Source organism: Streptomyces sp. NBC_00075, assembly GCF_045041225.1.
In the GTDB taxonomy this organism is placed as follows: domain Bacteria; phylum Actinomycetota; class Actinomycetes; order Streptomycetales; family Streptomycetaceae; genus Streptomyces; species Streptomyces adonidis.
In genome coordinates, this window is sequence record NZ_CP108243.1 from 10,594,673 (window position 1) to 10,617,006 (window position 22,334).

Below are 22,334 nucleotides of genomic sequence, written 5' to 3' on the forward strand. Positions count from 1 at the left end.
CGGCGGCGTCAGTGGGCCGCACTGTCCACCGGCAGCACACTCTTCGGCATTCCGGGCGAGACCGGCTTGTGCCCCCAGATGCTGACGCTCTCCGGGTTGCGTTCGCCGATGAGTCCCCAGGAGTCGCTGGTCATGCCGCCATTCATGTATTCGAACGCGAACCCGCTGGGTGTGATCGGGTAGAACGAGATCACCGGGTCCTGGGTGTGGCGGCCCAGGGAATTCACCATTCCGGTGCCGCGCTCCAGGACGAGGTCGTTGGCGATGCCGACGTCGTCGAGGTCGTTGACGCCGATGCCGATGTGGTGCAGTCCTCGGTGCCCCGGGACCTTTATGTAGGCGATGCTGTGGCTGAGCGTGGTCAGCTTGGCCGCGTAGAAACCGATTTGGCCCCGCTTGCCGTTGAATCCCTGGCCGAACCAACGGAAGCCCATGACCTCGGACAGGAAGTGGTCCAGCTCCGGGGGATATTCGGGGGTGATCAGGACCATGTGTCCCACACCCAGCTCGTCGGCGACGAAGCCTCCGTGCGGCCGACCAGGGACGAACGAGCGTGGGGCGAAGCGCTGTCCGAAGAACAATTCGTGCTGGTAGCCGACCGGGTCCTTGAAGCGGGCGACCTCCAACACCGCGCGCCTTCCGGCGAGTTCCTCGTCGCCCATGGTGACCTCGGTGCCATTGGCTTCGAGTTTCGCGATCGCGGCGTCGAACGCGGGGCGGTTGGCGACCTCCCAGCCGATGTACGCCACGCGCTCGGTCTCTCCCGGATGGATGGCGATCCGATACTTCCGGTCGTCCATCCGCAGGTACACGCTCTCGTCGCCTTCCCGTGCGGCCGCGAGACCCAATCCGAGCACCTCCGGGCCGAAGGTGGTCCACTCCCGGTGATTCGGCGACTCCACGCCGATGTAGCCAATCCCCAAGATGTCCATCGCAATCTTCCTTTCTTGCCCGCCAGCCGCCTGTCGTGGGTTCGGCGTTCCCGCATACCTTCCGGTATACGTCCAGATGAACACATAATACGCAGACTGTAAACTCTGTCTCCCTTTTGGGGGTGTCGATGTAATCCAGGCCGATGCAATGCGGCCCGCCCGGCGCTAGAGTGCGGCGAATGTCTCACGCACGGTTACGAGGACACGGTCTGCCTCGTCGGCATCGACCAGATCGGCGTGATGGCCGAGCAACGATCCGCCTCGCCACTCCTCGGGAACGTCGGCGCCCCGCGCCATCAGCATCACGTGGAAGTGCAAGGCGTTCTCACCGGCGTACATGACATAGACGCGCTCGGGTGCGCAGGCCTGCCGGATAGCCTTGGACAGCTTCGTCAGTAGCCGACCGAACGTCTCCGCTTCCGTGTCGTCGAGTTCCCAGACCCCGTCGTTGTGGCGGTTGAGGAAGAGCATCATCCAGCCGGGTACGGCTACGGAGCTTGCCGCAGTCCAGTAGTCGTCCCTGTAGACGATCTGGTCTTCGGAGGCCTTTGCGCCGAGTTGACAGACATGGCAGTCGACATGAGTCACCAGGGGATCCTTCGGTCGGAATGTCACTTGATCAGCCGTCGGAGTGCTCGGCGGCCGAGGGGGGCAACCCATGAACTGCGTGCGGTCGACGGCACGGCTACTGACGCCGATGCCGCTCTCGCGGCGGGATCGCCCAGGCCCTCAGATCGCCGACATACCGCCGTCGACGACGAAGTCGGCTCCGGTGATGTAGGCCGCGTCGTCCGAGGCGAGGAAAGCGGCGAGGCCGACGACGTCCTCGGGTAACCCCAGGCGGGGGAGGAGGTTCTGCGCGATGAGCGCGGTGCGCACGGCCGGGTCGGTGAGCTGGGCGGTCGTGCCGGGCGTCTCGATGATCCCGGGGCTGATGGTCACCGCGCGTATCCCGTGAGGCGCGCCTTCGGCGGCCAGTTGGCGGGTCATGGCGAGGATCGCGCCCTTGGCCGTCGCGTGCGCGAGCATCGGGACCGTTCGGCTCCCGATGTGTCCGGCCATGGAGGCGACATTGATGATCACTCCGCCGCGCTCGGCGAGGTGCGGCCACGCCGCCCTGGTGACATGGAAGACCAGGTCGATCTCGTTGCGCATGGTGAACCGCCAGTCGTCGTCGGACAGCATGTCCACCGGTCCGAAACGAGTGGCCGAGGCGTTGTTGTAGACGATGTCGATCCGGCCGTGCGCGGCTGCTGCCCGCTCCACCCATGCGCGGGCGGCGGCGCTGTCGCCCAGGTCCACGGGGGCGTTCGTCGTCATCTGTCCGCCCGTGGCCTTGACCGCGGCGGCAGTCTCCTCGGCGGACTCCGCATCGAGGTCGCAGCCGACGATCAGCGCGCCCTGCCCGGCGAAGTGCAACGCCGCCGCCCTGCCCTGGCCGCCGCCGGTGCCCGTGATGAGGGCCACACGGCCGTCCAGGCGAGGTGCGGTCGTCACGACGGCGCCCGCTCCCCGGTGGGCCGGGGGCCCACGGTGTTGGTCAGCGCGCCGATGCGCTCGATCGTCACCCGTACGGTCTGGCCCGGCTCCAGATAGCGCCCTGTCTCGTGTGCCACGCCGGCGGTCGTACCGGTGAAGAGGATGTCGCCGCTGTGCAGGCTGCTGCGAGCGTCGACGTAGTCGAGCAGTTCGCCGACTCCCCACACCATGCTGGATGTCCGGTCCTTCTGGCGGGGTTCGCCGTCCACGGTGAGCCCGATCTCCAGGTCCGGGTGGTCGTCGCCGAACTCGTCGCGGGTGACGATCCAGGGGCCGATGCCGGTGGTGCGGTCCAGGGCCTTCGCCGAGAACATGTCCATCCCGGTGACGCCGCCGCCGAACTGGAGGTCGCGCGCGGACACGTCGTTGCCGACGGTGTAGCCGAGCACACTGTCCAGAGCCGCCGATCGGCTCCCGATCCGCTCGGCGCCCACCACGGCAACCAGTTCGGCCTCGTAGTCGAGCTGCGTGGTCAGGGCCGGGTAGGCGATCTCGTCGTCGGGCCCGATGATCGATTCGTACGGCTTGAGGAAGGCCGCGGGCTGCGTGGGCATCTGCAGGCCGAGCCCGTCGACGTGTTTGGCGTACGTCGCCCCGGCGGCGACGATCTTGGCACCGGGCTCCACGGGGGCCAGCAGGCGCAGGCCCTTCAGCGGGCGTTCGGGCCCGGCCCAGGGCGGCTCGGCGGAGAGGTCGGCGGTGAGTGCCGGGGCCCACTCGGAGAACGTTCCGGTCAGCGGGCGGGCGATGGCCGCCGAGGTGTCCAGAACGGCCCAGAAGGCCGCCTTGCCGTCGTGGCATCGACCGATCTTCATGGTTCGGGGCTCCTTCAGCTGCTTGTGGGGGTGGGAAGGTCGTTGAGCGGGGCGTCGTGGTCAGCCGGCGCCGTACGGTCCGCGCGTACGGCGGGGGAGGTGGGTGAGAGCCCGCGCCCGGGATCCGCCGAACTGCGCAGAGCGGTCGACCGAGCCTTCGGACATCAGCCCTCCGCGGCTTCGAGGAGGCGGAGTTCGTCGGCGTAGGACGCGGTGTGAGCGGTGAATCCGCCGTCGACGGGGATGGCGCAGCCGGTGATGAAAGCTGCGCGGTCGGAGGCGAGGAAGCTGACCACCTCTGCGACGTCCTCCGGTTCGCCGAGCCGTGGAGTGAGGTGGTGACTGGTCATCATGTCCTGGACGGGCTGGGCGAAGTTGGCCTTGAGCGCTTCGGTGGCGATCAGCCCGAGGGCCAGGGCGACGCAGCGGATGCCCTGCTTGCCGTATTGGGTAGCGATGCTGCGGGTGAGCCCGAAGATGGCGGCTTTGGAGGTGCCGTAGGCGGACCGGCTGGGTTCGCCCAGCAGTCCGGTGCCGGAGGAGGTGTTGACGATGACTCCGCTGCCGCCGCTTTCGAGCATGGCAGGGATGGCGTGTTTGGCCCCGAGGGCGTAGCCGCGCAGGTTGACCCGCATGACGCGGTCCCACAGCTCGGGGTCGATTTCGGTGATCAGGGTGTCACGAGTCATCACCTCGGGGCCGGCGAGCGCGGCGTTGTTGTGCAGCAGGTCAAGGCGGCCGAACTCGCGTACCGCGACATCGACCATGGCGGCCACCTGTGCCTCCTCGGCGACGTCGGTGACGGCCGGAACCGCTCGGCCCCCGGCGGCCCGGATCCGCTTGGCGACCGCTTCGGCGCCGCCGGCGTTGATGTCGGCAACCACCACAGCGGCCCCTTCCCGGGCCAGGACCCGGGCGGTCGCCGCGCCTACTCCAGACGCGGCACCGGTCACGATCGCGACCTTGCCATCGAGCTCAGCCATGTTGCTCATTCCTCCTCGCGGGGGCGCCCATCACCTCAAGCTGCGCGTAATGGGCATGCGCGTAATGGACATATTATGCGCCTTCCGTTCAGGTCGACCCTGAAGGTGAGGCAAGTTGAACAGATTCAGCTCTGTGTGTACAGTCTCGACTGGAGATTGAATTTAGCTGCTCGAATTCGGGCCTCGATGGTTGCCGTTGCGGCGTGGGCCTGACGGTCAAGGGCTTGGCGTGCTCCACGGTGAGACACCTGTAACTATTAGTGTTCATTGCGCCCGGGCGGTGCGATGTTCACCCCACCCGCAGAGGAGAGTTGATCGTGCTTATCGACTTGCATGCGCATCAGCTGACCAAGGAGATGTTCAACCAGCACCCGCACTGGGGGCCGTTCTGGGACCAGGGCACCTTGCGTGTCGGTGACTGGTCCCTGGGTACCAAGGTGGACTACGCGCCCTCGCTGGATCAGTACTACGAGGAGAGTTTCTCGCCGGAGGTGCGGGCCGAGTCGTTCCGCAAGGCGGGTATCGACAAGGTCGTGCTGTCACTGCCGTTCCACATGGTCAGCTATCACACCGAGCCGGACTATGCGATCCGGTACGCGAGGACGGTGAACGACAGTCTGGCCGCCTACCGCGCGAGCAACCCGGGGTTGTTCAACTTCTGGGCCCATATTCCCGCCCAGGACCCGAAGGCCGCCGCGGCCGAACTGGAGCGCGCCGTCACACAGTTGGGCGCGGCCGGCGTCAGTATGGGCGGCGCCAACTTCGGCGGCAAGGAGGTGTCCGACCCGGCGTTCCGGCCGCTGTGGGAGAAGGCCAGCGAGCTGGGCGTGCTGATCTTCGTCCATGGTTACAACCAGTCGGTGAACTGGGGCAAGGATGCTATGAAGGACCCGTACGACACCACGTCCATCATCGGCATGAACCACGACGAGACACTCTTCTTCTGGCACCTTGTCAACGGCGGCGTACTGGACGACTTCCCGCAGCTCAAGGTCTACATCACGCATGGCGGTGGGTTCATCCCCTACCAGCTGTGGCGGTTCAACGAGACGAACAAAACGATGGCGCCGGACTCGAAGAACAAGAAGGACGTCATCGAGTACGCCTCGAACTTCTACTACGACCTGGATGTCCACCACCCGGCGATGCGCCGGGCCGTCACCGAAGTCGTAGGTGTCGACCACCTGCTGTACGGGGACAACTTCTCCGGCTCGGACAGCCACTCCGGCGACTTGACCGACGGCTTCGGATTGGTCGACGAGGACCGGGAGAAGATCCGCAGCGGCAACGCCCTCAAGCTGCTCAAGAATATTGTTTGAAACTAGCCTCCGGCGAGCGAATGGAACGGCCGGCTGGAGATCGGCGTCGACTGAACAAGCCGGGACGGACCATTTGCTAGATAAGTCGCCGGGCCGTTGAGGCGCTCGCCTCAAGGCGCGAGAACGGCCGCACGGGTCAGGTGACTTGCGAGTCAAGCCTGGCCCGTGCGGCCTTTGCCCGTTCCGCCCTGTCCGGTGTCTTCTCACATGCTTCGGCTGAGTTGCTCGAAAAGACCTGTGCCCGAGCGGCCCTGCCGTTGTGGTCACCCAGCGGCAGGGCTGCTCGGGTACGCCGTCTGCACACGCTGGAGATACGCGGGCCGCAGTTCGCGCACGCGTTCCTTGAGAATGGTGATGCCTCGGTGCCGGCCGATCCGCTCAGCGATCACCGTGGCCGGCATCGTCGGAGTCTGCTTCAGCAATTCGCGGATCTGCGGCTCGACCGCGTCGACCACCAAGCCCTTCGCGTGCCGCCGGTAGACCGGCGGCCGGTCGGTGGCCAGCGCCCGCTTCACCGTGTTCTTCGAGATGCCCAGCTGCCGGGCGACCGCCTGGGTCGGCATCTCCTCGGCCTGGTGCAGCCGACGGATCTCAGCCCAGTCCTCCACGGAAATCACCCTCTCATCCTGATCCTCGAACAAGATCAGGATGGTCAGACGACCGTGGGGTGGGTCGCTTCTGCACCGCCGTTCAGCGGCCAGCTTTCAGGTTCTGGATCACCTTCAGTGTCGGAAGGACGGAGGGGCACCGAAACCGCGATCATGAACGGCTGTGGGTGATGTCTTCCTTGAGAACCCGTGGTTTCACCGGGTCGATGGTGCTCGGATCGAAAACGTAGTGGTGGAAGGCGAGTTGCTGGTCGTGCGGGCCCGGGCAACAGCGGAGCGAGCCGGGTGTTCTGGCTGCGGGGTGAAGTCCGCGCGGGTGCACAGCCGGTATGTACGCCGCCTTGCGGACAGCGCGGTTGGGCACCGCCGGGTGGTGATCGAGTTACAGGCCTGTCGGTTCCGCTGCGGTGAGGGCGCGTGTCCGCAGACAGCCTTCGCCGAGCAGGTCGGCGGGCTGATCTTCCGCTACGGCCGGCGCAGTGCCGGTCTGCAGGTGGTGTTGCAGAAGCTGGCGCTGATGCTGGCCGGCCGGGCGGGGGCCCGGCTGGGACACGCTCGCGGTTCCGGCGAGCCGTTCCACGCTGCTGCGCCTGATACGGGCCCTACCCGAACGGGCACTGCACACGCCCAGAGTGCTAGGAGGTCGGCGAGGTCGGCGTGCGCCGTCTCGGCGGCCTCGGGGTACGCCTGGGTCTTTCTCGTGCTAGGCCAGAGCCCGGTAGATGCTGGTGAGTTAGGGCAACGGCCTACGCCGCACCCGCTACCGAGGGCTCGCCAAGACGCATGTTCAACACGTACTCACCGCTATGGCCTGCAACCTCACCCGCACCGCCGACTGGATTGCCGAAACACCCCGAGGACGCACACGATCAAGCCGTTTCCACACCCTCTGCACCGCAGCCACCGGATAACCCCTGAAGATCGCCAACAGAGTCACGGCATTGCGTCTAGCGGATGTTCTCGCGCTCGGTCTTGGCCATTGTCTCAAGCCTTCTGGCACCTGTTCTCGATGTTCAGCAAGGCTGCTGGAACCCCTGTGAGCTGGGGTTGTGACGTGGTTATCCCCCCTTCATCCATGACGTGGATGAAGGGGAGGAACCATGCTCGTACAGCGCGTCGCGTTGTCAACGGTGCGGGTGGACTCGTGGACGGTGCTGGGGGGGGACGACGACGTCCCGGTGGAGCCGATCGAGCGCTACTTGGCCTATCTGACGGACGTCGACAGATCGCCGAACACCGTCAGGGCCTACGCCTACGACGTCAAGGACTACTGGACGTTCCTGGCCCACCGTGGCCTGGACTGTCGTGAGGTCCGCCTGGAGGACCTGGGTGAGTACGTCGTCTGGCTGCAGCTGCCGCCGTCGGGTCGCGAGGGGGAAGTCGCGGTGAGGACAGGCAATGCGCTGCGGCCCGTGTCCTACCTGGACACGGGCCGCGTTCCATGAGCGGGTCAGCCGGTGTACACGGACTCGGCGTTGTCCCGCTTCTCGTACAGGTCCCAGTACAGGGGGGCGATGTCATCGGCTTCGGCGGAAGGGATGCCTTCGGGGCCGCCGGAGCCGATCCAGACTCCGATGGCGAGGTGTCCGGCGAAGACGCCCCTGCCGGTCAGGACATTGTTGAGGTTGAGGACCCAGTTACGCAGGGCGGCGGAGGCGGCGTTGACGTTGCCCATCATCGGGTTGGGGGTCACGGACCCGGCGCCGGTCGTAAACAGCAGGGCGCCAGCTCCCGCGTCGAGCATGGCCGGCAGGACCGCGTGGGCGGCGGCCACGGCGCCGTAGAGGTTGTACTCGATCTGGGGCTGGAGGTTCTCCGGGGTGGTTTCCAGCGGTCCGGCGATCTCGACGCCGGGAGTGGGGGTGTGCGGTGCCGGCGAGTATTCCAGCACGTCGATGCCGCCGAAGTGCTCGGCGGCTGCCTCCAGAGCGGCGGTGAGCGCGGGCCGGTCCATGATGTCGGCGGTGAACGCGGCTGCCGTGATGTCCTGCTCGGCGAGAGTGGCGACCAGCCCGTCCAGTTTCTGCTGGTTGCGGGCGATCAGGGCGACGTCGAAGCCGCGGGCTCCGAAGACCTTGGCGATGGACAGGCCCATGCCGGGGCCGGCCCCGACGATGGCGATGGTAGGCATGATCAGCTCTTTCTTTTCCGGTGGTTCAGGAGCAGGTGACGGCGAGCTTGCCGAGAGCGCCGCGGCCGAAGGCGGCGAACGCGGCAGGGGCCTGCTCCAGGGTGTAGGTGGCGGTGACCGGGACGCGGAGCGCGCCGGTGGCGGCGTGGTCGGCCAGAGTGGCGAGGGTCTGCGGGTTGGCGCTGGCGATCACCGAGTGCGCGGTGAAGTCCTGGCCGGTGTCGTCGGGGCCGAAGCCGAAGGTGGAGGCGATCCTGCCGCCCGGCCGCAGCAGGGCGGCGAGCTGGGCCGGATCTCCCGCCAGATGCGGCACGGCGTCCACGCCGCCCGGGGCGATGGCGCGGACCTGGGTGTCCAGGTCGCCGGTGAAGTCGACCAGGTGCACCCAGGCGCCGGTCAGCGCGGTGACGAAGTCGGCCTCGGCCCCGGGGCAGGCGGTGGCGATGACCGTCGCGCCGCGGGCGGCGGGGAGCTGCACGGTCAGTGCCCCCACGCCTCCGACACACCAGTGGAACAGTCGTGCTCAGTCGCGGGTCACGGTCAGTATGATCTTGCCGCTGACGTGACCGCCTTCGCTGCGTTCGTGTGCCTTGGCGGCTTCCTCCAGAGGGAATACCGAGTCGACGGCCACGGTGAGCTTCTTCTGCTCGAAGAGCTGGACGGCCTTCTGGAGAGCGAGCTGTGGCTGGGTTTCTCCCATGCCGGTGGTGAGCCGCACGCCATGTTCCGCTGCGGAGAAGTCGGCGATGGTGACCACCTTGTCCGGAGTTCCCGTGATCTTCACCAGGTCCGGCAGGGAGCCCTTGCCCGCTGTGTCGAGCGCCGCGTCTATACCGCCTGGCGCCAGCTCGGCCACCCTGGCCTCCAGGCCGGGACCGTAGGTGGTAGGTACTACGCCCAGGGACCGCAGATAGTCGTGGTTCGCCTCACTCGCAGTGCCGATCACGGTGACGCCGTCGGCGATGGCGAACTGGGCCGCGGTGCTGCCCACTCCGCCGGCCGCGCCGTCGATGAGGAGGGTCTGCCCTGCGGCGGGGTTGAGGAGATTGAGGGTGCGCAGTGCGGTTTCGGCCACTGCGGGAATTCCTGCGGCCTGCTCGAAGCTCAGGGCGGTGGGCTTCGCGACGAAGTGGTCGAGGACTGTGAACTCGGCCGTGGCGTTCTGCCCGACCCCGAAGACCTCGTCGCCCACGCTCACCCCTTCCACGCCTTCTCCGACCTCGTCGACGACACCGGCGGCATCGCTGCCCACAGTCGCCGGGAACTGGGTGGGCATCATGTCCTTGAGGTACCCGGCCCTGATCTTCCAGTCGAACGGGTTCACGGCCGCCGTACGTACCTTGATTCGCACTTGGCCCTGACCCGCATGTGGCTCCGGCACCGTGGCGACCTCAAGAACGGACGGGGGGCCGTACTCCGGGAAAGTCAGCGCGAACATCTCTCGTCCTCTCGGCAAGGCGGTCCCACCAGTCGTACGACCACCAACTTATCTGTCTCGCGAGTCAACGGACGAGGCAAGCGGATTGTTCCCTCCAGTTCATTTCCTGCGGAACCCTAGCCGTGACCCGGGCGTCGATCGTGCCTGCGCCCCGGTCTGTGTCGGCAACCGGGAACGCCCTGCGGCATGGCTGAGACCAGGACGGGTTCACGCGGGCCGATGGGAAGGGGTGCGCCGTACCAGGCGGACCGAGAGGTCGAGACAATCCGTGATCATTGTCGAGTCGCTGACAGTCGGGCGTTGCGGGGGCGTTGACCAGCTGCTTCGTGGGGTGGATGCGGCCCTATGGGCATCGCCCGGGGGATGGAGTGCCGGCACTTCGGGGATGGGGTGCCATGCTGGATTGCAGAGGGGGAGGCAGTAGGTGAGCAGCGACGGGAGGCCGGGGCGCACGAGTTCGGCCGGTGCGCAGTACCGCGCACCGGGCACGGGTGCTGTTGTGGAGTGCGCTCCGTATGTGCGGTCAGGGAATCGAAACGGATGTTGTCCTCCGTCACTAGGCAGCATTCGTCTTCACTCATGCGATACGCCAATTCAGCGAGTCAGGTCAGCTCGCCTGCGGGGTGCTCGCTTGCGTGGGCAACCCCTTCGGCCCCGTCACTGGGCTGTTCCGCCCGGCGAGCGGGTCAGTGTGACACGGGCCAAGACCGAACTTGCCCCCGATTGCTGTCGCGCCATTGACAGGACGGACGCCGCCGGGGCCGCCGTCGACCTGCTGCGGCAGTTGCTCGGCGCGCTGCTCCTGCGCATCGTCCGCCTCCCGGATGAGGACCCGGCCGACCGCACGAGCGGCGGTGACACACTGCGTCGCTCCACCATGGGCTGGAGCGAGCGGTCCTGCACCACCGGCAAGGCCGCCGACCGTACCCGCCCGGGTACTCGCTGCGCAGCCTCCACTGCACCCAGCCGAGCGCCACGGGCCGCACGCCAAGGCACTCATTGACGCCCGCGTTCTACTGAAGGCCAAGCATCTTCCGGCCCACACCGATCTATCGGTGGCGACCATCAGCCACTGCCGGGGCTTCACCGAGCCGACCTGCGCTTCGGCGAGTGTTTCACCTACTCGACCGGCAGCACGCCTGGCGTCCTCCGCACCCGGGAACAGTGCTGACCTGCGGCAGTGCCGACTAGGGTGACTGCCATGACCGACGATGCTCTCGAACGCAACAAGGCCACCGCCCAGGCGTTCTACGACCTCATGTTCAACCAGTGCCGACCGGCGGAAGCCATTGAGCAGTATGTGGGCGACACCTACATCCAGCACAACCCTCACGTGGCCGACGGCAAGAGGGCATTCATCGACTACTTCGAGCGGATGGCTGCCGAGTACCCGGGCAAGCACGTGGAGTTCAAGCGCGCCTTCGCCGAGGGCGACCATGTGATCCTGCACTGCCGCCAGGTGTGGCCCGACGAGGAGTACGCCGGGATCGACATCTTCCGCTTCGACGACGACGGAAAGATCGTCGAGCACTGGGATGTACTTCAGGTCATTCCTGCTACATCGAAGAACGGCAACACCATGTTCTGAGTGGGCATTTGGTCAACGCTGAATAGATCAGGGCATCGGGTTCAAGCCGGGGCGAGCAGGAGGCCTGGGAATCTCTGGTATCACAATCGTCATCCCCGTCCAGGTCGTTCCTGGCCGCCGCCACAACCCTCGCGCTCATCGGCCTGCTGCTGCCCTGGCCGCGCGCCCCGAGGTGGGCCGGGCAAAAGACACCGCCGGCGTACGCGTCATCCGCGCTCTCGCCCGCCGCGGCATCCTCGCCGGGACGGTCGAGGCCGCGCTGCTTCCGGCCCTGTTGGCCGCCACCTCGCCGGACGCACGCGGCGCCCACCTGTACGGTCCCAGCGGACTCGGGCACCTGTCCGGCGAGCCCGCCGAACAGGCCGTCTACTCCCGGCTTCGCGGCGAGGACGACGCCGAACGCATCTGGCGGATCTCCGAGAACCTCACCCGCACCTCCTTCCCGGCCGACGAAAGTGCCCGCCCCAGCCTGGGATCGACAGGCCCTGGCAACCGTCGACCTCGGTGATCAGAGTGGGCAGCGCCTGGAGCCGGTCGGCTGTGCCGACGGAGCAGTGCGTCTCGCAGCGACATCTACGGCAGCTGGAGATCTGCGGCCCCGGTTTCTACAATTGTCGAAGGGGGACCGAGAAGATCTCGCCGGGTTTTCTCCGGAAACACAATCGTTGATTTCGCAGGGCCTGAATCACTGGAATTCAGCCCTCAGTCGATGCGGATGATGCCCCGGCCCAGTGCGGCGGTGACGGCGGCGGTCCGGTCGCCGACGTCGAGCTTGGCGTAGATGTGCAGCAGGTGGGTCTTGACCGTGGCCTCGGACAGGCGCAGGGCGCGGGCGATCTGCTTGTTGCTCTGTCCCTGGGCCACGGCGGACAGAACTTCGAGTTCCCTGCCGGAAAGGCCGGCACCCCGGTCGCCGCGCAGATGGGCGAGGACCTTGGCGGCGACCGAGGGGGACAGCGCCGCACCTCCCCGGGCGGCGGTACGGACCGCCTCGCACAGCTCGTGTCGTCCGGTGTCCTTGAGCAGGTAGCCGATCGCGCCGGCGTCGATGGCGGCGGTGATGTCGGCGTCCGTGTCGTACGTGGTCAGGATCAGTACCTGGACATCGGGGTGGGCGGCGCGGATGGCGGCGGTCGCGGCGGTGCCGTCCATGCCGGGCATCTGGAGGTCCATCAGGACGACGTCGGGTGCGAGTGAGGCGGTCCGGTGCAGTGCCTCGGCGCCGGTGGTGGCCTCGCCGACGACCGTGAGGTCGGGCTGGGTGGCGAGCATGGCGGCGAGCCCGTCGCGGACCACGGGGTGATCGTCGACGAGGAGGACCCGGATCGCGGGACCGGTCGATGTCCTCATGACGCCGGGGCCATCCGCTCAGCGCCGGGCATGCCGGACAGGGGTGCAGGTCCCGGGGCCGAGGGCTCGACCGGGAGCGGCACCGTGACGGCGACCGTGGTGCCCTCACCGGGGGCGCTTTCCACCGCGAGCAGGCCGCCCAGGGCCGCGATACGCTCCCGCATGCTGGTCAACCCGATGCCGGTGTGCCGGACAGCGGGAGCGAATCCCGTGCCATCGTCCTGGATGTCGATGGCCAGGACGTCGACGAGGTAGGAAAGGGTGACCGACACGCTCACCGCGTGGGCGTGCCGCCGGGCGTTGGTCAGGGCCTCCTGCACGACGCGCAGCAACTCGCCCTCGGTACTGGGAGGCAGGGCGACCGGTCGGCCGGTCACGACCGTGTAGGCCTCGATGCCGGTCTCCTCCGTCAGCCTGGCGGTGAGCTCGCGGACCGCGTCCGCCAGGTGCGTGCGGTCCAGCGGCGCCGGGCGAAGGGCGTGCACGAGGCGGCGGCTCTCGGCGAGGTTGTCCCTGGCGGTCCGCATGGCCTGCTCGACACGGCGGGCCACGGGAGAACCGGGTGGCAGGTCGTCGCGTGCGGCGTCCAGCAGCATGGCGATGGACGCGAACCCCTGGGTCAGCGTGTCGTGGACCTCGCGGGCCAGGCGCTGGCGTTCGGCCAGGGTGCCCGCCTGGCGCTCCGCGGCCGCTCGTTCGGCCTGGGTGGCGGTGAGCTCGTCCAGGAGCAGCTGCCGCTTGTGGCTCTCGTGGTCGAGGGTGGCGACGTAACAGGCGATGGTGACCGCCACCGCGATACCGAGCACGCAACCGGTGAGTGCCCGCACATCGACGGATCCGTCCGTTCCGTCCGTGGTGAAGCGCTGCCACGACCAGGCGGCGCCCAGGACCAGCACCCCGCCGGCCGACCACCAGGCCCGTCGCAGCCAGTACGGGGTCAGCACGGCCACGGCGACCGGCAGGAGCGCCGGGTCCACCACAGTCATGACCACCCACCCCGCCAAGGCCCCGCCGAGGTAGGGCAACGGCGACCGATCGCGGCCGCCGCGCAGCACGATCCAGTACGTGTACCAGGCGGCGAGCCCCAGGGCCGGACCGATCCGCAGCAGTGTCTCGACGGCCGTAAGGTCCTGCCCGGCCAGCGCTCCCAGCACGGTCAGGGTGAGCACGGTGGTGAAGAAGGCGTGCTGCCCCACGGCCTTCCAGCGCTCCCACTCCCATGTTTGTCGCAGTGCCATGGCGCTCAGCGTAGGCGCGGCCACGTAGCGGGAGGATCAGTCGGTCGGCGGGAGACGGGTCCACCGATCGGTGGGCGACGGGTGCGTCGATCGGTCGATGTGCGGATCGCCGACCGAGGGGACGATCGGCCCCACGGCCGACGATCCGCTGCTCCCACCGCGACCTGTGAGGAACCACCAGTGCCCCTGGCCTTCATTCCCAGCCCGTCCATCGGCGAGGTCCACCTGGGTCCGCTGCCGCTGCGCGGCTACTCCCTGATGCTGATTCTCGGCATCGCCGCCGCGATCTGGCTGGGCGGCCGCCGGTGGGCCGCACGCGGCGGCGAGAAGACCGTCGTGGCCGACGTCGCCCTGTGGGCGGTCCCGTTCGGTGTGGTCGGCGCCCGCCTTTACCACGTGATCACGTCCAGCGAGCCGTACTTCGGTGAGGGCGGCGATCCCGTCAAGGCCCTCTTCGTCTGGGACGGCGGCATCGGTATCTGGGGCGCCATCGCCGGCGGCGTCGTCGGAGCCTGGATCGGCTGCCGCCGCAAAGGCGTCGCGCTGTCCGCGTACGCCGACGCCGTCGCCCCCGGCATCGCCCTGGCCCAGGCCATCGGCCGCTGGGGCAACTGGTTCAACCAGGAACTCTACGGCCGGGCCACCACCCTCCCCTGGGCCCTGGAGATCGACCCCGAACACCGCCCCGACACCACCCCCGACCTGGCTACCTACCACCCCGCGTTCCTGTACGAGTCGCTGTGGTGTCTCGGCGTGGTCGCCCTGGTCCTGTGGGCAGACCGCCGCTTCCGCCTCGACCGGGGCCGGACGTTCGCGCTGTACGCCGCCGTGTACACCGTCGGCCGATTCTGGATCGAGTACCTGCGGGTGGACGAGGCCCACCACATCCTCGGCCTGCGTCTGAACGACTGGACCGCCCTGCTGGTCTTCGCGGCCGCCGTCGCCTACCTCGTGACCGCGACACGACGCGCGCCCGACGACAGGAGCGGCTACGACGACCATGCCAACGAGGGCGCGCTCAGGTCGGCTTGAGCTGCCATTGCTGGCAGTTGTTGTTCAGCCAGGACCACTGGCGTACATCGGCTCCGTCGGCCGTGGAGCAGTCGGTGACGTCGGCGACCTTGCCGGTGGCCTGGTTGACGATCCGTACATAACCGCCGCTCGTGGCGAGGAACCGGAACCGCTGACAGGTGTTGTTCAGCCAGGACCACTGGCGCAGGTCCGCGCCGTCGGCCGAGGAGCAGTTCTCCGTGTCCAGCACCTTGCCACTGGCGACATTGACCAGCCGGTGGGTGTCATCGCCCAGATCCTCGAGACGCCAGCGCTGGTTGTTGCCTCCACTGCACGTCCACTGCTGCACATTGGCCCCGTCTGCGCTCGAACTCCCCGCCAGGTCAAGGCACTTGCCGCTGTTGCGGTTGACGACCGTGTACGTCGTCGAGGCGGACGACGGCTCCCCCGAGGGACCGGCGAGCGAGGCGCCGAGCCGCACCGGCGTACCGAGGTTCGGCGTACCGTCCGAGTTCCAGGTGAACTTCTGCGCCCGCGTCGTCCGGCCGTTGTCGCAGCCTTCGCTCGCGCCGTCGTTGGCGTGATAGACGATCCAGCTCTCCGTGCCGTCCGGCGAGTTGAAGAAGCCGTTGTGCCCCGGCCCGTAGACGCCGTTCGCGTCGTTCCGCTGGAAGACGGGCGTGGACTTCTTCGTCCAGGAGGAGGCGGCCAGGGGGTCGGAGCCGGTCAACTCCAGTTGGCCGAGCTTGTAGTCGGGCGTCCAGCAGCCGCTCGCCGAGTAGATCAGGAAGGTACGGCCGCCCCGCTGGAGTATCTCCGGGCCCTCGTTGACCGTGCCGCCCGAGCGCTCCCAGTCGTACGTGGGCGTGGAGATCGTCGAGAAGGAGCCGCTGACCGTGTACGGGTTGGACAGTCTCGCGGCGACAAGGTTCTGCGTGCCGCCGCTGGCACTGCCGAACAGATACAGGCTTCCGTTGATGGTCGCCACGCTCGGGTCGAGCATCCAGGCGCTGCCCAGCTGGTTCTTGTAGGTGTACGGGCCCATCGGGTCCGAGCCGGCGCTCTCCAGGACGTGGGTGCGCTGGGTGGGGATGTAGTCGGAGATGTTCTGGCCGGCGACGTAGTACAGGTACCAGCGGCCGTTCAGGAAGTGCAGCTCCGGCGCCCAGATGTTGCAGCAGCGCGAGGCCGCGTCCCCCGTCCACACCTGGACGCTCGGCGCGGTGGAGAGACCGGCGAGTGTGGTCGACTTGCGAATGGTGATGGCGTCGGTCCAACTCGTCGTCACCAGGTAGTAGTTGCCGTTGTGGTACGAGATCCAGGGGTCGGCGCCCTTCTGGACCTTGACCGGGTTGGTGAAGGAGGCGGCGCTCGCCGGGGACTGGCCCAGGGAAAGCGCCAGCAGGAGGGCAGCCAGCAGGGTCAGTAGGCGACGGGCCATCCGCTGCTCCAGTTCAGAAGGTTGATGCCGAGTTTCGGAGTGCCGTTGTCCTGGCCGTCGTAGTAGTGGTAGACGATCAGGTCGCCGTCCGCGTCGTTCATGATCGACTGTCCGCCGGGGCCGATGTACCGGCCGTGCGACTCCAGCACGGGCGTGCCGCCGTTGTTCATCATGGCGACGCCGTTCTTGTCGGAGTACGGGCCGGTGACACTGGTGGCCCGGCCGACCTTGACCTTGTACGTGGAGCCGGTGCCGGCGCAGCAGGTGTCGTACGAGGCGAACAGGTAGTAGTAGCCGTTCCGTTTGACGATGTACGGGGCCTCGACGGCCTTGGTGCCGGTGGGGCGGGAGGCGAGGGAGTAGCGGGTGGTGTTGGACGAGAGCTGCTTCCCGGTCGACGGGTTGAGCTGGATCATCTTGATCCCGGTCCACCAACTACCGAAGGACAGCCACCACTTGCCGTCGTCGTTCACGAAGAGGTTCGGGTCGATGGCGTTGTAGTCGACCGAGGAACTCGACGTGTGGACGATGCCCTGGTCGGTCCAGCTGCCCGGCAGTCCGGTCGTCGACGTCGCCAGCCCGATGGCCGAGTTCTGCGAGCCGAAGGACGAGACGGAGTAGTACATCAGGTACTTGCCACCGTGGTACGAGATGTCGGGCGCCCAGGCCTCCGGCACGGAGGAGTAGGTGCGCCACCAGCTCGGTCTGCTGGAGAAGGCGTCCGCGCCGCCGCTGAAGGCGATGCGGTTGGTGGACGTGCGGTTGGCGATGCCGCCGCCGGTGGCGTACAGCAGGTACTGGCCCGACGAGGTGCGGATCATCGTCGGGTCGTGGACCACGGTCGAGCCGGTGACGGTGCCCGGGTTCGGATATGCGGACGCCGAACTCGGGACGAGGGCGAGCAGGATCGCCGCGGGGACGGCGAGGAGAGCGGTTCTGCGGGAGGTGCGGTTCACGCGGATCCTCCTTGCGTGGGGGAGGGAGGGGAACGGCCCCGTTCAGACGTGTTCGATATGGTGAACACCGGTCACGACTTCGAACGGGACCGTAGAATCGAACCCCTTGCGCGTCAACGGTTCGCGCAGCGACTCCCGTCACGACGGTCGTCGACCGCGTTCGACGACTCACCTGTCGCACAGGCCGCGACGGCCTCTCACTGCCCCGCCAGTCCCGTATGCGCCACCCCCCGCACGATCTGCCGCTGGAACAGCGCGAAGACGACCAGGAGCGGCAGGCCCGCGATGACGACCGACGCCATCATCTGCTCGTAACGCAGGCCGTAGGACGTCTGGACGTTGACCAGGCAGCCCGGCCTTGGCGCAGACGTCGGTGTTGTAGTAGAGCACCATGGGGTGGGTGTCGAGCGGGATCGCGTACTGCTGCCCGTCGATCGTTCCGCCCCTGAAGATGGCCTCGGGAAACTGGCCGGTTCCGACGCCCAGGTCACGCAGCAGGTCCAGGTCGAAGGGGTCGAGGAGCCGCCCCGGCCCGGACCCCGAGAGCCGTGCGAGATGCAGCACCGCTACCTCAGGCGCCCGCCCGCCGACCCCCGCCATGCCCAGCTTGGTGTAGTACGGCGTACCCCACTGAAGCTGGGTCGCCTCCAGGTCGATCCCCGGGTGCTCCTGGGCGAACGCGTCGACCAACGCGGTCATATTGGCCCCGTCGCCACCACCGAAGAGATGCCAGTAACGCAGCCGGGTCTTCCCCTCGGCCCCGAAGGAGGGCGCGGCACACCCCGCCGCACCCAGCATGAGCCCTCCGGTGCCGACGAGTAACTTCCTTCTGCTCAGACGTGGTTCATCGATCACGGCCCGTCCCTCAGTCGTCCGACCTGGCCGGCTGCTGATCCGGACGGCACGGTCCCGGCCGCCCGCGAGGTTCACGCGGGCGGCCGGGACCGCTTCTCAACGCCGGGCCGACGGCTGGGTGTGTCCCGCCTGGCCTGGTGCGACGAGGGGAGTGTCCGGACCGTGGCGGGGCTTGCTCCGGCTGCGCGGACCTTGACCCACAGGCGTGAACCGCGCTCCACGCTGCCGGATCAGTTTCCTACGCCCCGGTGGCGCGCGATCCCCGCCGACCTGCGGGCTTTCGCCCGGCGGTCAGGAGCGTCCACCGCAGGCGGATGCGGTTGACCAGTCGAGTGGCTGGTCCGTGCCCCCACTTGTCGGGGTGACACCACTGCGGGTATCGCGGAAGCAACTACTGGGCAGCAACGGGACGTTGAGCTGCGAGGGAAACTCCTTGCCGTAGTGAACGGTATAGGTGCCGCCGGGCAGGGTCTGCGTTTGTGGCGCCGTGTGGTAGCAGGGGAGCTCCTCCCACGCCCGCTGAGTGCAGACAGCGGCGGGAGTCTGGGTGTCCAGCGTCAGCCGGAGCGAGTGGCCCTGCTTGACGCTGAAGAGCCTCGGCTCCATGGCGATGTCCAGGCGGTAGACACGTCCGGGGCTGAGGTATTCGTCGCGGTCCTGCTTCGTCCAGGGCCGGATGATCTTTCCTTGGGAATCGCGCCATGTCATCGTCGCGTCGAGCTTGTGCTGGCTGCCCAGGACGGGGTTGTACCCGGAGATCTCCTTCACCGTTCCATCAGGAGCGACATCGGAAAGCGTTGCCTCGAGTTGCAGGTTGGTGTTGCTCGAGCTGGCGTACACCGTGGCGCTGATCGGCCCGGCCACCGTGACGCCGTGGCTCACCGGCTTGCTCGTGTAGGTCAGCTCGGAGCCTGAGGTGTCCGGTTGTGCCCAGACGAGGCTGTCCGTGGCGGCCCTGGTCTCCTGCTCCGCTGTGAGGCTTCCGGAAGACCGCAGGTGGTACGTCGTGTAGTCGGAGGCCAGGGGATACCGCGTCGTGTTGATCCACGCGCCGGTAGCCGTGTCCTGGAGGTGCAGTGGACTGGTCGTCTGGGCGAGACCGGTGTTCTCGTTCTTGATCCAGGTGTCGTACCACTGCAGCAGGATCCCGTTGTCCAGGCCCTCGCCGTGGGCCCAGTCACCGACGACCAGCTGGTGCTTGCTGGTTCCCGACTGCTGCCAGGACTCCATGGGCTTTGTCACCGAGCGGCCTATGTAGGCGTTCTGGGTGCTGGCGTACTGCTGCAGTGCCGAGGCTTCCGTCTCGTCACGGAAACCGGTCACGAGCAGCGAGGGTACGTCGCTGTCGACGATGCCCTGTGCGAAGTTCTGTTCCCGGTCCTTCCAGAACGCGCCGTCATAAGCGCGGGGTCCGCCTGCGAAGAGTTCCGTCTGGAGGTCTTCCCAGAACTTGACCGTGCCGGGCTGTCCGCCGGTGAAGGGGCCGAAGACACCTGCCTGGGCGGCGAATTCCGTCAGGAACCCGCCCTTGATGAGAGTCTCGTGGCTGAAGTACCCCGGTGCCGCGGCGGAGCAGAGACCGGCGACGGCCTTGAGCGGTGAGCCCGGGCCCACCGATGCCGCGTCGGTGAGCGCGTGGAGCCCGGTGTAGGAGCATCCGTACAGGCCCAGCCGGCCGTTGGAACCGCCGAGGTCGTGTGCCGCCCAGTCGATGATCTGCACACCGTCCTTGCGGTCCCGCGCGCCGGCCAGGCCGACATCGCCGCCCGAGGTGCCGTTGCCACGGGGACGGACGTTGGCCCAGATATAGCCGCGCTCCACGAAGTAGGCGTCGGACTCGCCGCTGTCCCCGTAGGGATTGTGGTGCACGATGACGGGGAAGCTGCCCGGAGCCCGCTCTCCGGTGGAGAGCGAGGTCGGGTAGGTGACGGTGGCGGAGAGTTCCACTCCGTCGTCCATGGTCACGGTCGTCGTGACCGTCTTCTTCGCGCCGTATTGCGCGGGTCCCGGTTCCCAGTGCCCGCCGGGATAGGAAGTCGGTGCTCCGGCCGCCGCCGGCTTCGTGGCGGAGGCGGAGGCGGGACCAGTCATGGTCGGCACTGCCGCGAGCAGTGCCGCCGCGCCGAGCAGGGCAAGGCGCCGCCCGGTCCGAGTGAGGCCACGAGAGGCCGGCCGACGCCGCTCACCCATGGGCTCTCGTCTGATGGTGTCTGCGCGTAGTCTGAATTGTCGATGCACTGATCGTCCCTTCGCGGTCCGGGAACGGCGTCTGCCGCCGTTGTCACGGATCGCCTGTCTGTGATGACGAAGGTCGTGGAACATACACGTGGGTGCGTCTGGCGGCGCGCTGGTGGAGGGGATGCGGCCGGCCGGGTTCCCGGCACGGGGCCGAGGCCCATGTCACTGCGCTCGCCCAGTCCGGCACCTGGACCAACAGGCTCGGTTCTTCTTCGGTCAGCTCGACGAGTCCCGGGGCGAACGGGGGGCAGTCGCTCCGGAACCCGCGGTCGTACTACGCGAGCCAGGCGCGGTGCAGGCGGAAGCCGCCCAGCGGCCCTGCGGGGGAGGCGCTGACGCCCTTCACGCGTGCCGCGAGCCCGTCGACGTAGTCCATGTTTCCCCAGATGACATAGCCACCGGTGTCGAACTGGAGCTTCTGGAAGGCGTGCCACTTGTCCTTCGCCGCAGCCGGGTTGGTTTCGGCCATGGCGGCGAGGAGCAGCTTGTCCGACTCGGGCGTCGCCCAGTGCGACTCGTTGTACGGACTCTTGGACCACAGGAGGTTGACGGCGAACGTGGTCAGTGAACTGACGAGGGTCTGGTAGGCGTCGGTCGAGAACGGATAGGAGAGCCACGGCGGCGAGTTGAAGTACGAGCTGACGTCCCGCTTGTTGATGCGGACTTTCAGCCCGGCAGCCTTGGCCTGCTGCTGAAAGAACGTCGCCGATTCGACCTGTCCCGTCTGGTACGCGGCGGTGTCGATCGTGGCGATCATGTCCTCCTGCCCGGCCGCCTTCAGCAGTGCGCGGGCGCGCTCGGGGTCGTACTGCGGAACCAGGTCATCGGCGAAGTTCGGCGCGCCGTACGGGGCGAGGTCCGTTCCCGGCTTCCCGTAGCCGGATACGAGTGTGTCGACCATCTTCTCGCGGTCGAGGATCAGCTTCATGGCCTGTCTGACGCGCACGTCGGTGAAGGGCTTGACCTGGCAGTTCATCACCAGCGACTGGCATGAGGGCGAGGTGGCACTGATGACGTTCACGTTGCCGCGCCCCTTCTGGGCGCTGGCCAGGGCGAAGGGCATGGCGGGCATGAGGTCCGCGGCACCGCTGAGCAGAGCGTTGAGCCGCGCCGTCTCGTCCTGGTAACTGGAGTCGATGACGAGGGTGTCCACGTGCGGGACGCCGTCCCAGTAGGACTCGTTGGCCGTGAAGACGCTCCGTACGCCCGGCTTGAACTCCTTGAGCTTGAACGGGCCGGTGCCGACATGGTCGCCGCCGGTCGTGATCGACTGCCCGGCCGGGATGACGGACAGCGGCTGACGGGTGAGGATCGAGGGGAACTCGGCGGCCGAGATGAGGAGCGGGATCTCGACGGTCAGGCTGTCCACCTTCTTGACCTTCGCGAAGTCGATGAACGGCTTCACCGCGCCGGATCCGCCGCTCTTCGCCGATTTCCAGGTCCCGATCGTGTAGACGAGGTCGTCCGCGGTCAGCGGCTTGCCGTTGTGCCATGTCACCCCTTTACGGAGCCTGAAGGTCCATACCGAGGCGTCCGCGTTCGGGGTCGCCTCCTGGGCGAGCGACGGCACGACGGTCTGGTTCGCGTCGAGCCGGAACAGGGTGTCGTACAGGTTGTAGACGCGGAACTGGTCGGGTGTGTTCACCGCTCCGGCCGGCACGATCGTCTCGGCGGTTCCCGAGGTGATGAGCGCCATCGTCAGCGTGCCGCCCTTCTTCGGCGAACCGCCGCCGCTCGCGGCCGACGAGGCCTTGTCGTCGCTACAGGCGCTCAGGAGCCCGATCGAGGCGGTGGCGGCCAGGCCGCCGAGCACGAACCCTCGACGGGACGGGCCGGACTGGTTCCGGGCTGTTCCGGGAGTCCACAAACGATCGTTTGCCATGGCAGTTCTC

20 protein-coding genes and 3 pseudogenes are annotated in these 22,334 nt (G+C 67.7%); 7 read left to right on the forward strand and 16 right to left on the reverse strand.

Annotation, left to right across the window (positions count from 1 at the left end; genetic code table 11):
• Positions 1-8 precede the first annotated feature (8 nt).
• The 5 genes from OG787_RS46330 to OG787_RS46350 all read right to left on the reverse strand — a co-directional run bounded on the left by OG787_RS46330 (position 9) and on the right by OG787_RS46350 (position 4,269).
• Complete coding sequence (locus OG787_RS46330) at positions 9-932, reverse strand: VOC family protein (protein ID WP_405539509.1); 924 nt, start codon at positions 930-932, stop codon at positions 9-11.
• A 165-nt stretch (positions 933-1,097) separates the two neighbouring features.
• Complete coding sequence (locus tag OG787_RS46335) at positions 1,098-1,520, reverse strand: HIT family protein (RefSeq protein WP_405539511.1); 423 nt, start codon at positions 1,518-1,520, stop codon at positions 1,098-1,100.
• Positions 1,521-1,661: 141 nt separating this feature from the next.
• A complete protein-coding gene (locus OG787_RS46340; protein ID WP_405539513.1) occupies positions 1,662-2,429 on the reverse strand; it encodes an SDR family NAD(P)-dependent oxidoreductase in 768 nt (255 codons plus the stop codon).
• Positions 2,426-3,286 (reverse strand): fumarylacetoacetate hydrolase family protein, encoded by an 861-nt coding sequence (locus OG787_RS46345; protein WP_405539514.1) that lies wholly within the window; start codon positions 3,284-3,286, stop codon positions 2,426-2,428. Before OG787_RS46345 ends, OG787_RS46340 begins: the two co-directional genes overlap by 4 nt.
• Positions 3,287-3,450: 164 nt before the next feature.
• Complete coding sequence (locus OG787_RS46350) at positions 3,451-4,269, reverse strand: SDR family NAD(P)-dependent oxidoreductase (RefSeq protein WP_405539515.1); 819 nt, start codon at positions 4,267-4,269, stop codon at positions 3,451-3,453.
• 317 nt (positions 4,270-4,586) lie between these two features.
• Here OG787_RS46350 and OG787_RS46355 point away from each other — a divergent pair, with 317 nt between their 5' ends.
• A complete protein-coding gene (locus OG787_RS46355; RefSeq protein ID WP_405539517.1) occupies positions 4,587-5,588 on the forward strand; it encodes an amidohydrolase family protein in 1,002 nt (333 codons plus the stop codon).
• A gap of 308 nt (positions 5,589-5,896) precedes the next feature.
• Here OG787_RS46355 and OG787_RS46360 read toward each other — a convergent pair.
• Positions 5,897-6,205, reverse strand: a pseudogene (locus OG787_RS46360) (helix-turn-helix domain-containing protein); the annotation flags it as partial.
• 244 nt (positions 6,206-6,449) lie between these two features.
• Here OG787_RS46360 and OG787_RS46365 point away from each other — a divergent pair.
• The 3 genes and pseudogenes from OG787_RS46365 to OG787_RS46375 all read left to right on the forward strand — a co-directional run.
• A pseudogene (locus tag OG787_RS46365) lies at positions 6,450-6,596 on the forward strand (transposase family protein); the annotation flags it as partial.
• A 352-nt stretch (positions 6,597-6,948) separates the two neighbouring features.
• Positions 6,949-7,107, forward strand: a pseudogene (locus OG787_RS46370) (hypothetical protein); the annotation flags it as partial.
• 189 nt (positions 7,108-7,296) lie between these two features.
• Entirely contained in the window at positions 7,297-7,641 is a 345-nt protein-coding gene (locus tag OG787_RS46375) for a site-specific integrase (RefSeq protein WP_405539518.1), read from the forward strand.
• Positions 7,642-7,646: 5 nt separating this feature from the next.
• On the opposite strand, the gene OG787_RS46380 is transcribed toward OG787_RS46375, so the two are convergent.
• The 3 genes from OG787_RS46380 to OG787_RS46390 are packed head-to-tail and all read right to left on the reverse strand — an operon-like array spanning position 7,647 to position 9,765.
• Complete coding sequence (locus OG787_RS46380) at positions 7,647-8,327, reverse strand: SDR family NAD(P)-dependent oxidoreductase (RefSeq protein ID WP_405539519.1); 681 nt, start codon at positions 8,325-8,327, stop codon at positions 7,647-7,649.
• A 25-nt stretch (positions 8,328-8,352) separates the two neighbouring features.
• Positions 8,353-8,820 carry a zinc-binding dehydrogenase gene (locus OG787_RS46385; protein ID WP_405539521.1) on the reverse strand — a complete coding sequence of 156 codons (468 nt, stop codon included), beginning with the start codon at positions 8,818-8,820 and terminating at the stop codon, positions 8,353-8,355.
• A 30-nt stretch (positions 8,821-8,850) separates the two neighbouring features.
• On the reverse strand, positions 8,851-9,765 hold the full coding sequence (locus tag OG787_RS46390; RefSeq protein ID WP_405539522.1) for an NADP-dependent oxidoreductase: 915 nt from the start codon (positions 9,763-9,765) through the stop codon (positions 8,851-8,853).
• Positions 9,766-10,966: 1,201 nt separating this feature from the next.
• Here OG787_RS46390 and OG787_RS46395 point away from each other — a divergent pair.
• Both OG787_RS46395 and OG787_RS46400 read left to right on the forward strand, forming a co-directional pair.
• Positions 10,967-11,353 (forward strand): nuclear transport factor 2 family protein, encoded by a 387-nt coding sequence (locus OG787_RS46395; protein WP_405539523.1) that lies wholly within the window; start codon positions 10,967-10,969, stop codon positions 11,351-11,353.
• A 172-nt stretch (positions 11,354-11,525) separates the two neighbouring features.
• Entirely contained in the window at positions 11,526-11,861 is a 336-nt protein-coding gene (locus tag OG787_RS46400) for a hypothetical protein (RefSeq protein WP_405539525.1), read from the forward strand.
• Between the two features lie 194 nt (positions 11,862-12,055).
• Here the strand turns inward: OG787_RS46400 and OG787_RS46405 are convergent, their stop codons facing one another.
• A complete protein-coding gene (locus tag OG787_RS46405; RefSeq protein ID WP_405539526.1) occupies positions 12,056-12,703 on the reverse strand; it encodes a response regulator in 648 nt (215 codons plus the stop codon).
• Positions 12,700-13,941, reverse strand: coding sequence for a sensor histidine kinase (locus OG787_RS46410; protein WP_405539527.1), 1,242 nt, complete (start codon positions 13,939-13,941; stop codon positions 12,700-12,702). Before OG787_RS46410 ends, OG787_RS46405 begins: the two co-directional genes overlap by 4 nt.
• A gap of 180 nt (positions 13,942-14,121) precedes the next feature.
• Between OG787_RS46410 and lgt the strand changes: the two genes are divergently transcribed.
• The gene (lgt, locus tag OG787_RS46415; RefSeq protein WP_405539528.1) at positions 14,122-14,973 is read left to right on the forward strand and encodes a prolipoprotein diacylglyceryl transferase; all 852 of its coding nucleotides are present in this window, start codon (positions 14,122-14,124) and stop codon (positions 14,971-14,973) included.
• Here the strand turns inward: lgt and OG787_RS46420 are convergent.
• The 5 genes from OG787_RS46420 to OG787_RS46440 form a co-directional block, all read right to left on the reverse strand.
• Positions 14,960-16,393: a family 43 glycosylhydrolase gene (locus tag OG787_RS46420; RefSeq protein ID WP_405539529.1), complete on the reverse strand. Its 1,434-nt coding sequence runs from the start codon at positions 16,391-16,393 to the stop codon at positions 14,960-14,962. The two genes, lgt and OG787_RS46420, sit on opposite strands and share 14 nt — an antisense overlap.
• The gene (locus OG787_RS46425; RefSeq protein WP_405539530.1) at positions 16,375-17,349 is read right to left on the reverse strand and encodes an arabinan endo-1,5-alpha-L-arabinosidase; all 975 of its coding nucleotides are present in this window, start codon (positions 17,347-17,349) and stop codon (positions 16,375-16,377) included. Before OG787_RS46425 ends, OG787_RS46420 begins: the two co-directional genes overlap by 19 nt.
• 168 nt (positions 17,350-17,517) lie before the next feature.
• Positions 17,518-18,204 (reverse strand): extracellular solute-binding protein, encoded by a 687-nt coding sequence (locus OG787_RS46430; protein ID WP_405539531.1) that lies wholly within the window; start codon positions 18,202-18,204, stop codon positions 17,518-17,520.
• Between the two features lie 291 nt (positions 18,205-18,495).
• Positions 18,496-20,394: a CocE/NonD family hydrolase gene (locus OG787_RS46435; RefSeq protein WP_405539532.1), complete on the reverse strand. Its 1,899-nt coding sequence runs from the start codon at positions 20,392-20,394 to the stop codon at positions 18,496-18,498.
• Positions 20,395-20,716: 322 nt separating this feature from the next.
• Entirely contained in the window at positions 20,717-22,324 is a 1,608-nt protein-coding gene (locus OG787_RS46440) for an ABC transporter substrate-binding protein (protein ID WP_405539533.1), read from the reverse strand.
• Positions 22,325-22,334 lie beyond the last annotated feature (10 nt).

Excerpts from the sequence above, each read along its gene's own strand:
- OG787_RS46330 (WP_405539509.1), bottom strand. The coding sequence starts at position 932 with ATGGACATCTTGGGGATTGGCTACATCGGCGTGGAGTCGCCGAATCAC.
- OG787_RS46345 (WP_405539514.1), bottom strand. The coding sequence starts at position 3,286 with ATGAAGATCGGTCGATGCCACGACGGCAAGGCGGCCTTCTGGGCCGTT.
- OG787_RS46350 (WP_405539515.1), bottom strand. The coding sequence starts at position 4,269 with ATGGCTGAGCTCGATGGCAAGGTCGCGATCGTGACCGGTGCCGCGTCT.
- OG787_RS46375 (WP_405539518.1), top strand. The coding sequence starts at position 7,297 with ATGCTCGTACAGCGCGTCGCGTTGTCAACGGTGCGGGTGGACTCGTGG.
- OG787_RS46380 (WP_405539519.1), bottom strand. The coding sequence starts at position 8,327 with ATGCCTACCATCGCCATCGTCGGGGCCGGCCCCGGCATGGGCCTGTCC.
- OG787_RS46390 (WP_405539522.1), bottom strand. The coding sequence starts at position 9,765 with ATGTTCGCGCTGACTTTCCCGGAGTACGGCCCCCCGTCCGTTCTTGAG.
- OG787_RS46395 (WP_405539523.1), top strand. The coding sequence starts at position 10,967 with ATGACCGACGATGCTCTCGAACGCAACAAGGCCACCGCCCAGGCGTTC.
- OG787_RS46405 (WP_405539526.1), bottom strand. The coding sequence starts at position 12,703 with ATGAGGACATCGACCGGTCCCGCGATCCGGGTCCTCCTCGTCGACGAT.
- OG787_RS46410 (WP_405539527.1), bottom strand. The coding sequence starts at position 13,941 with ATGGCACTGCGACAAACATGGGAGTGGGAGCGCTGGAAGGCCGTGGGG.
- OG787_RS46420 (WP_405539529.1), bottom strand. The coding sequence starts at position 16,393 with ATGGCCCGTCGCCTACTGACCCTGCTGGCTGCCCTCCTGCTGGCGCTT.
- OG787_RS46435 (WP_405539532.1), bottom strand. The coding sequence starts at position 20,394 with ATGGGTGAGCGGCGTCGGCCGGCCTCTCGTGGCCTCACTCGGACCGGG.
- OG787_RS46440 (WP_405539533.1), bottom strand. The coding sequence starts at position 22,324 with ATGGCAAACGATCGTTTGTGGACTCCCGGAACAGCCCGGAACCAGTCC.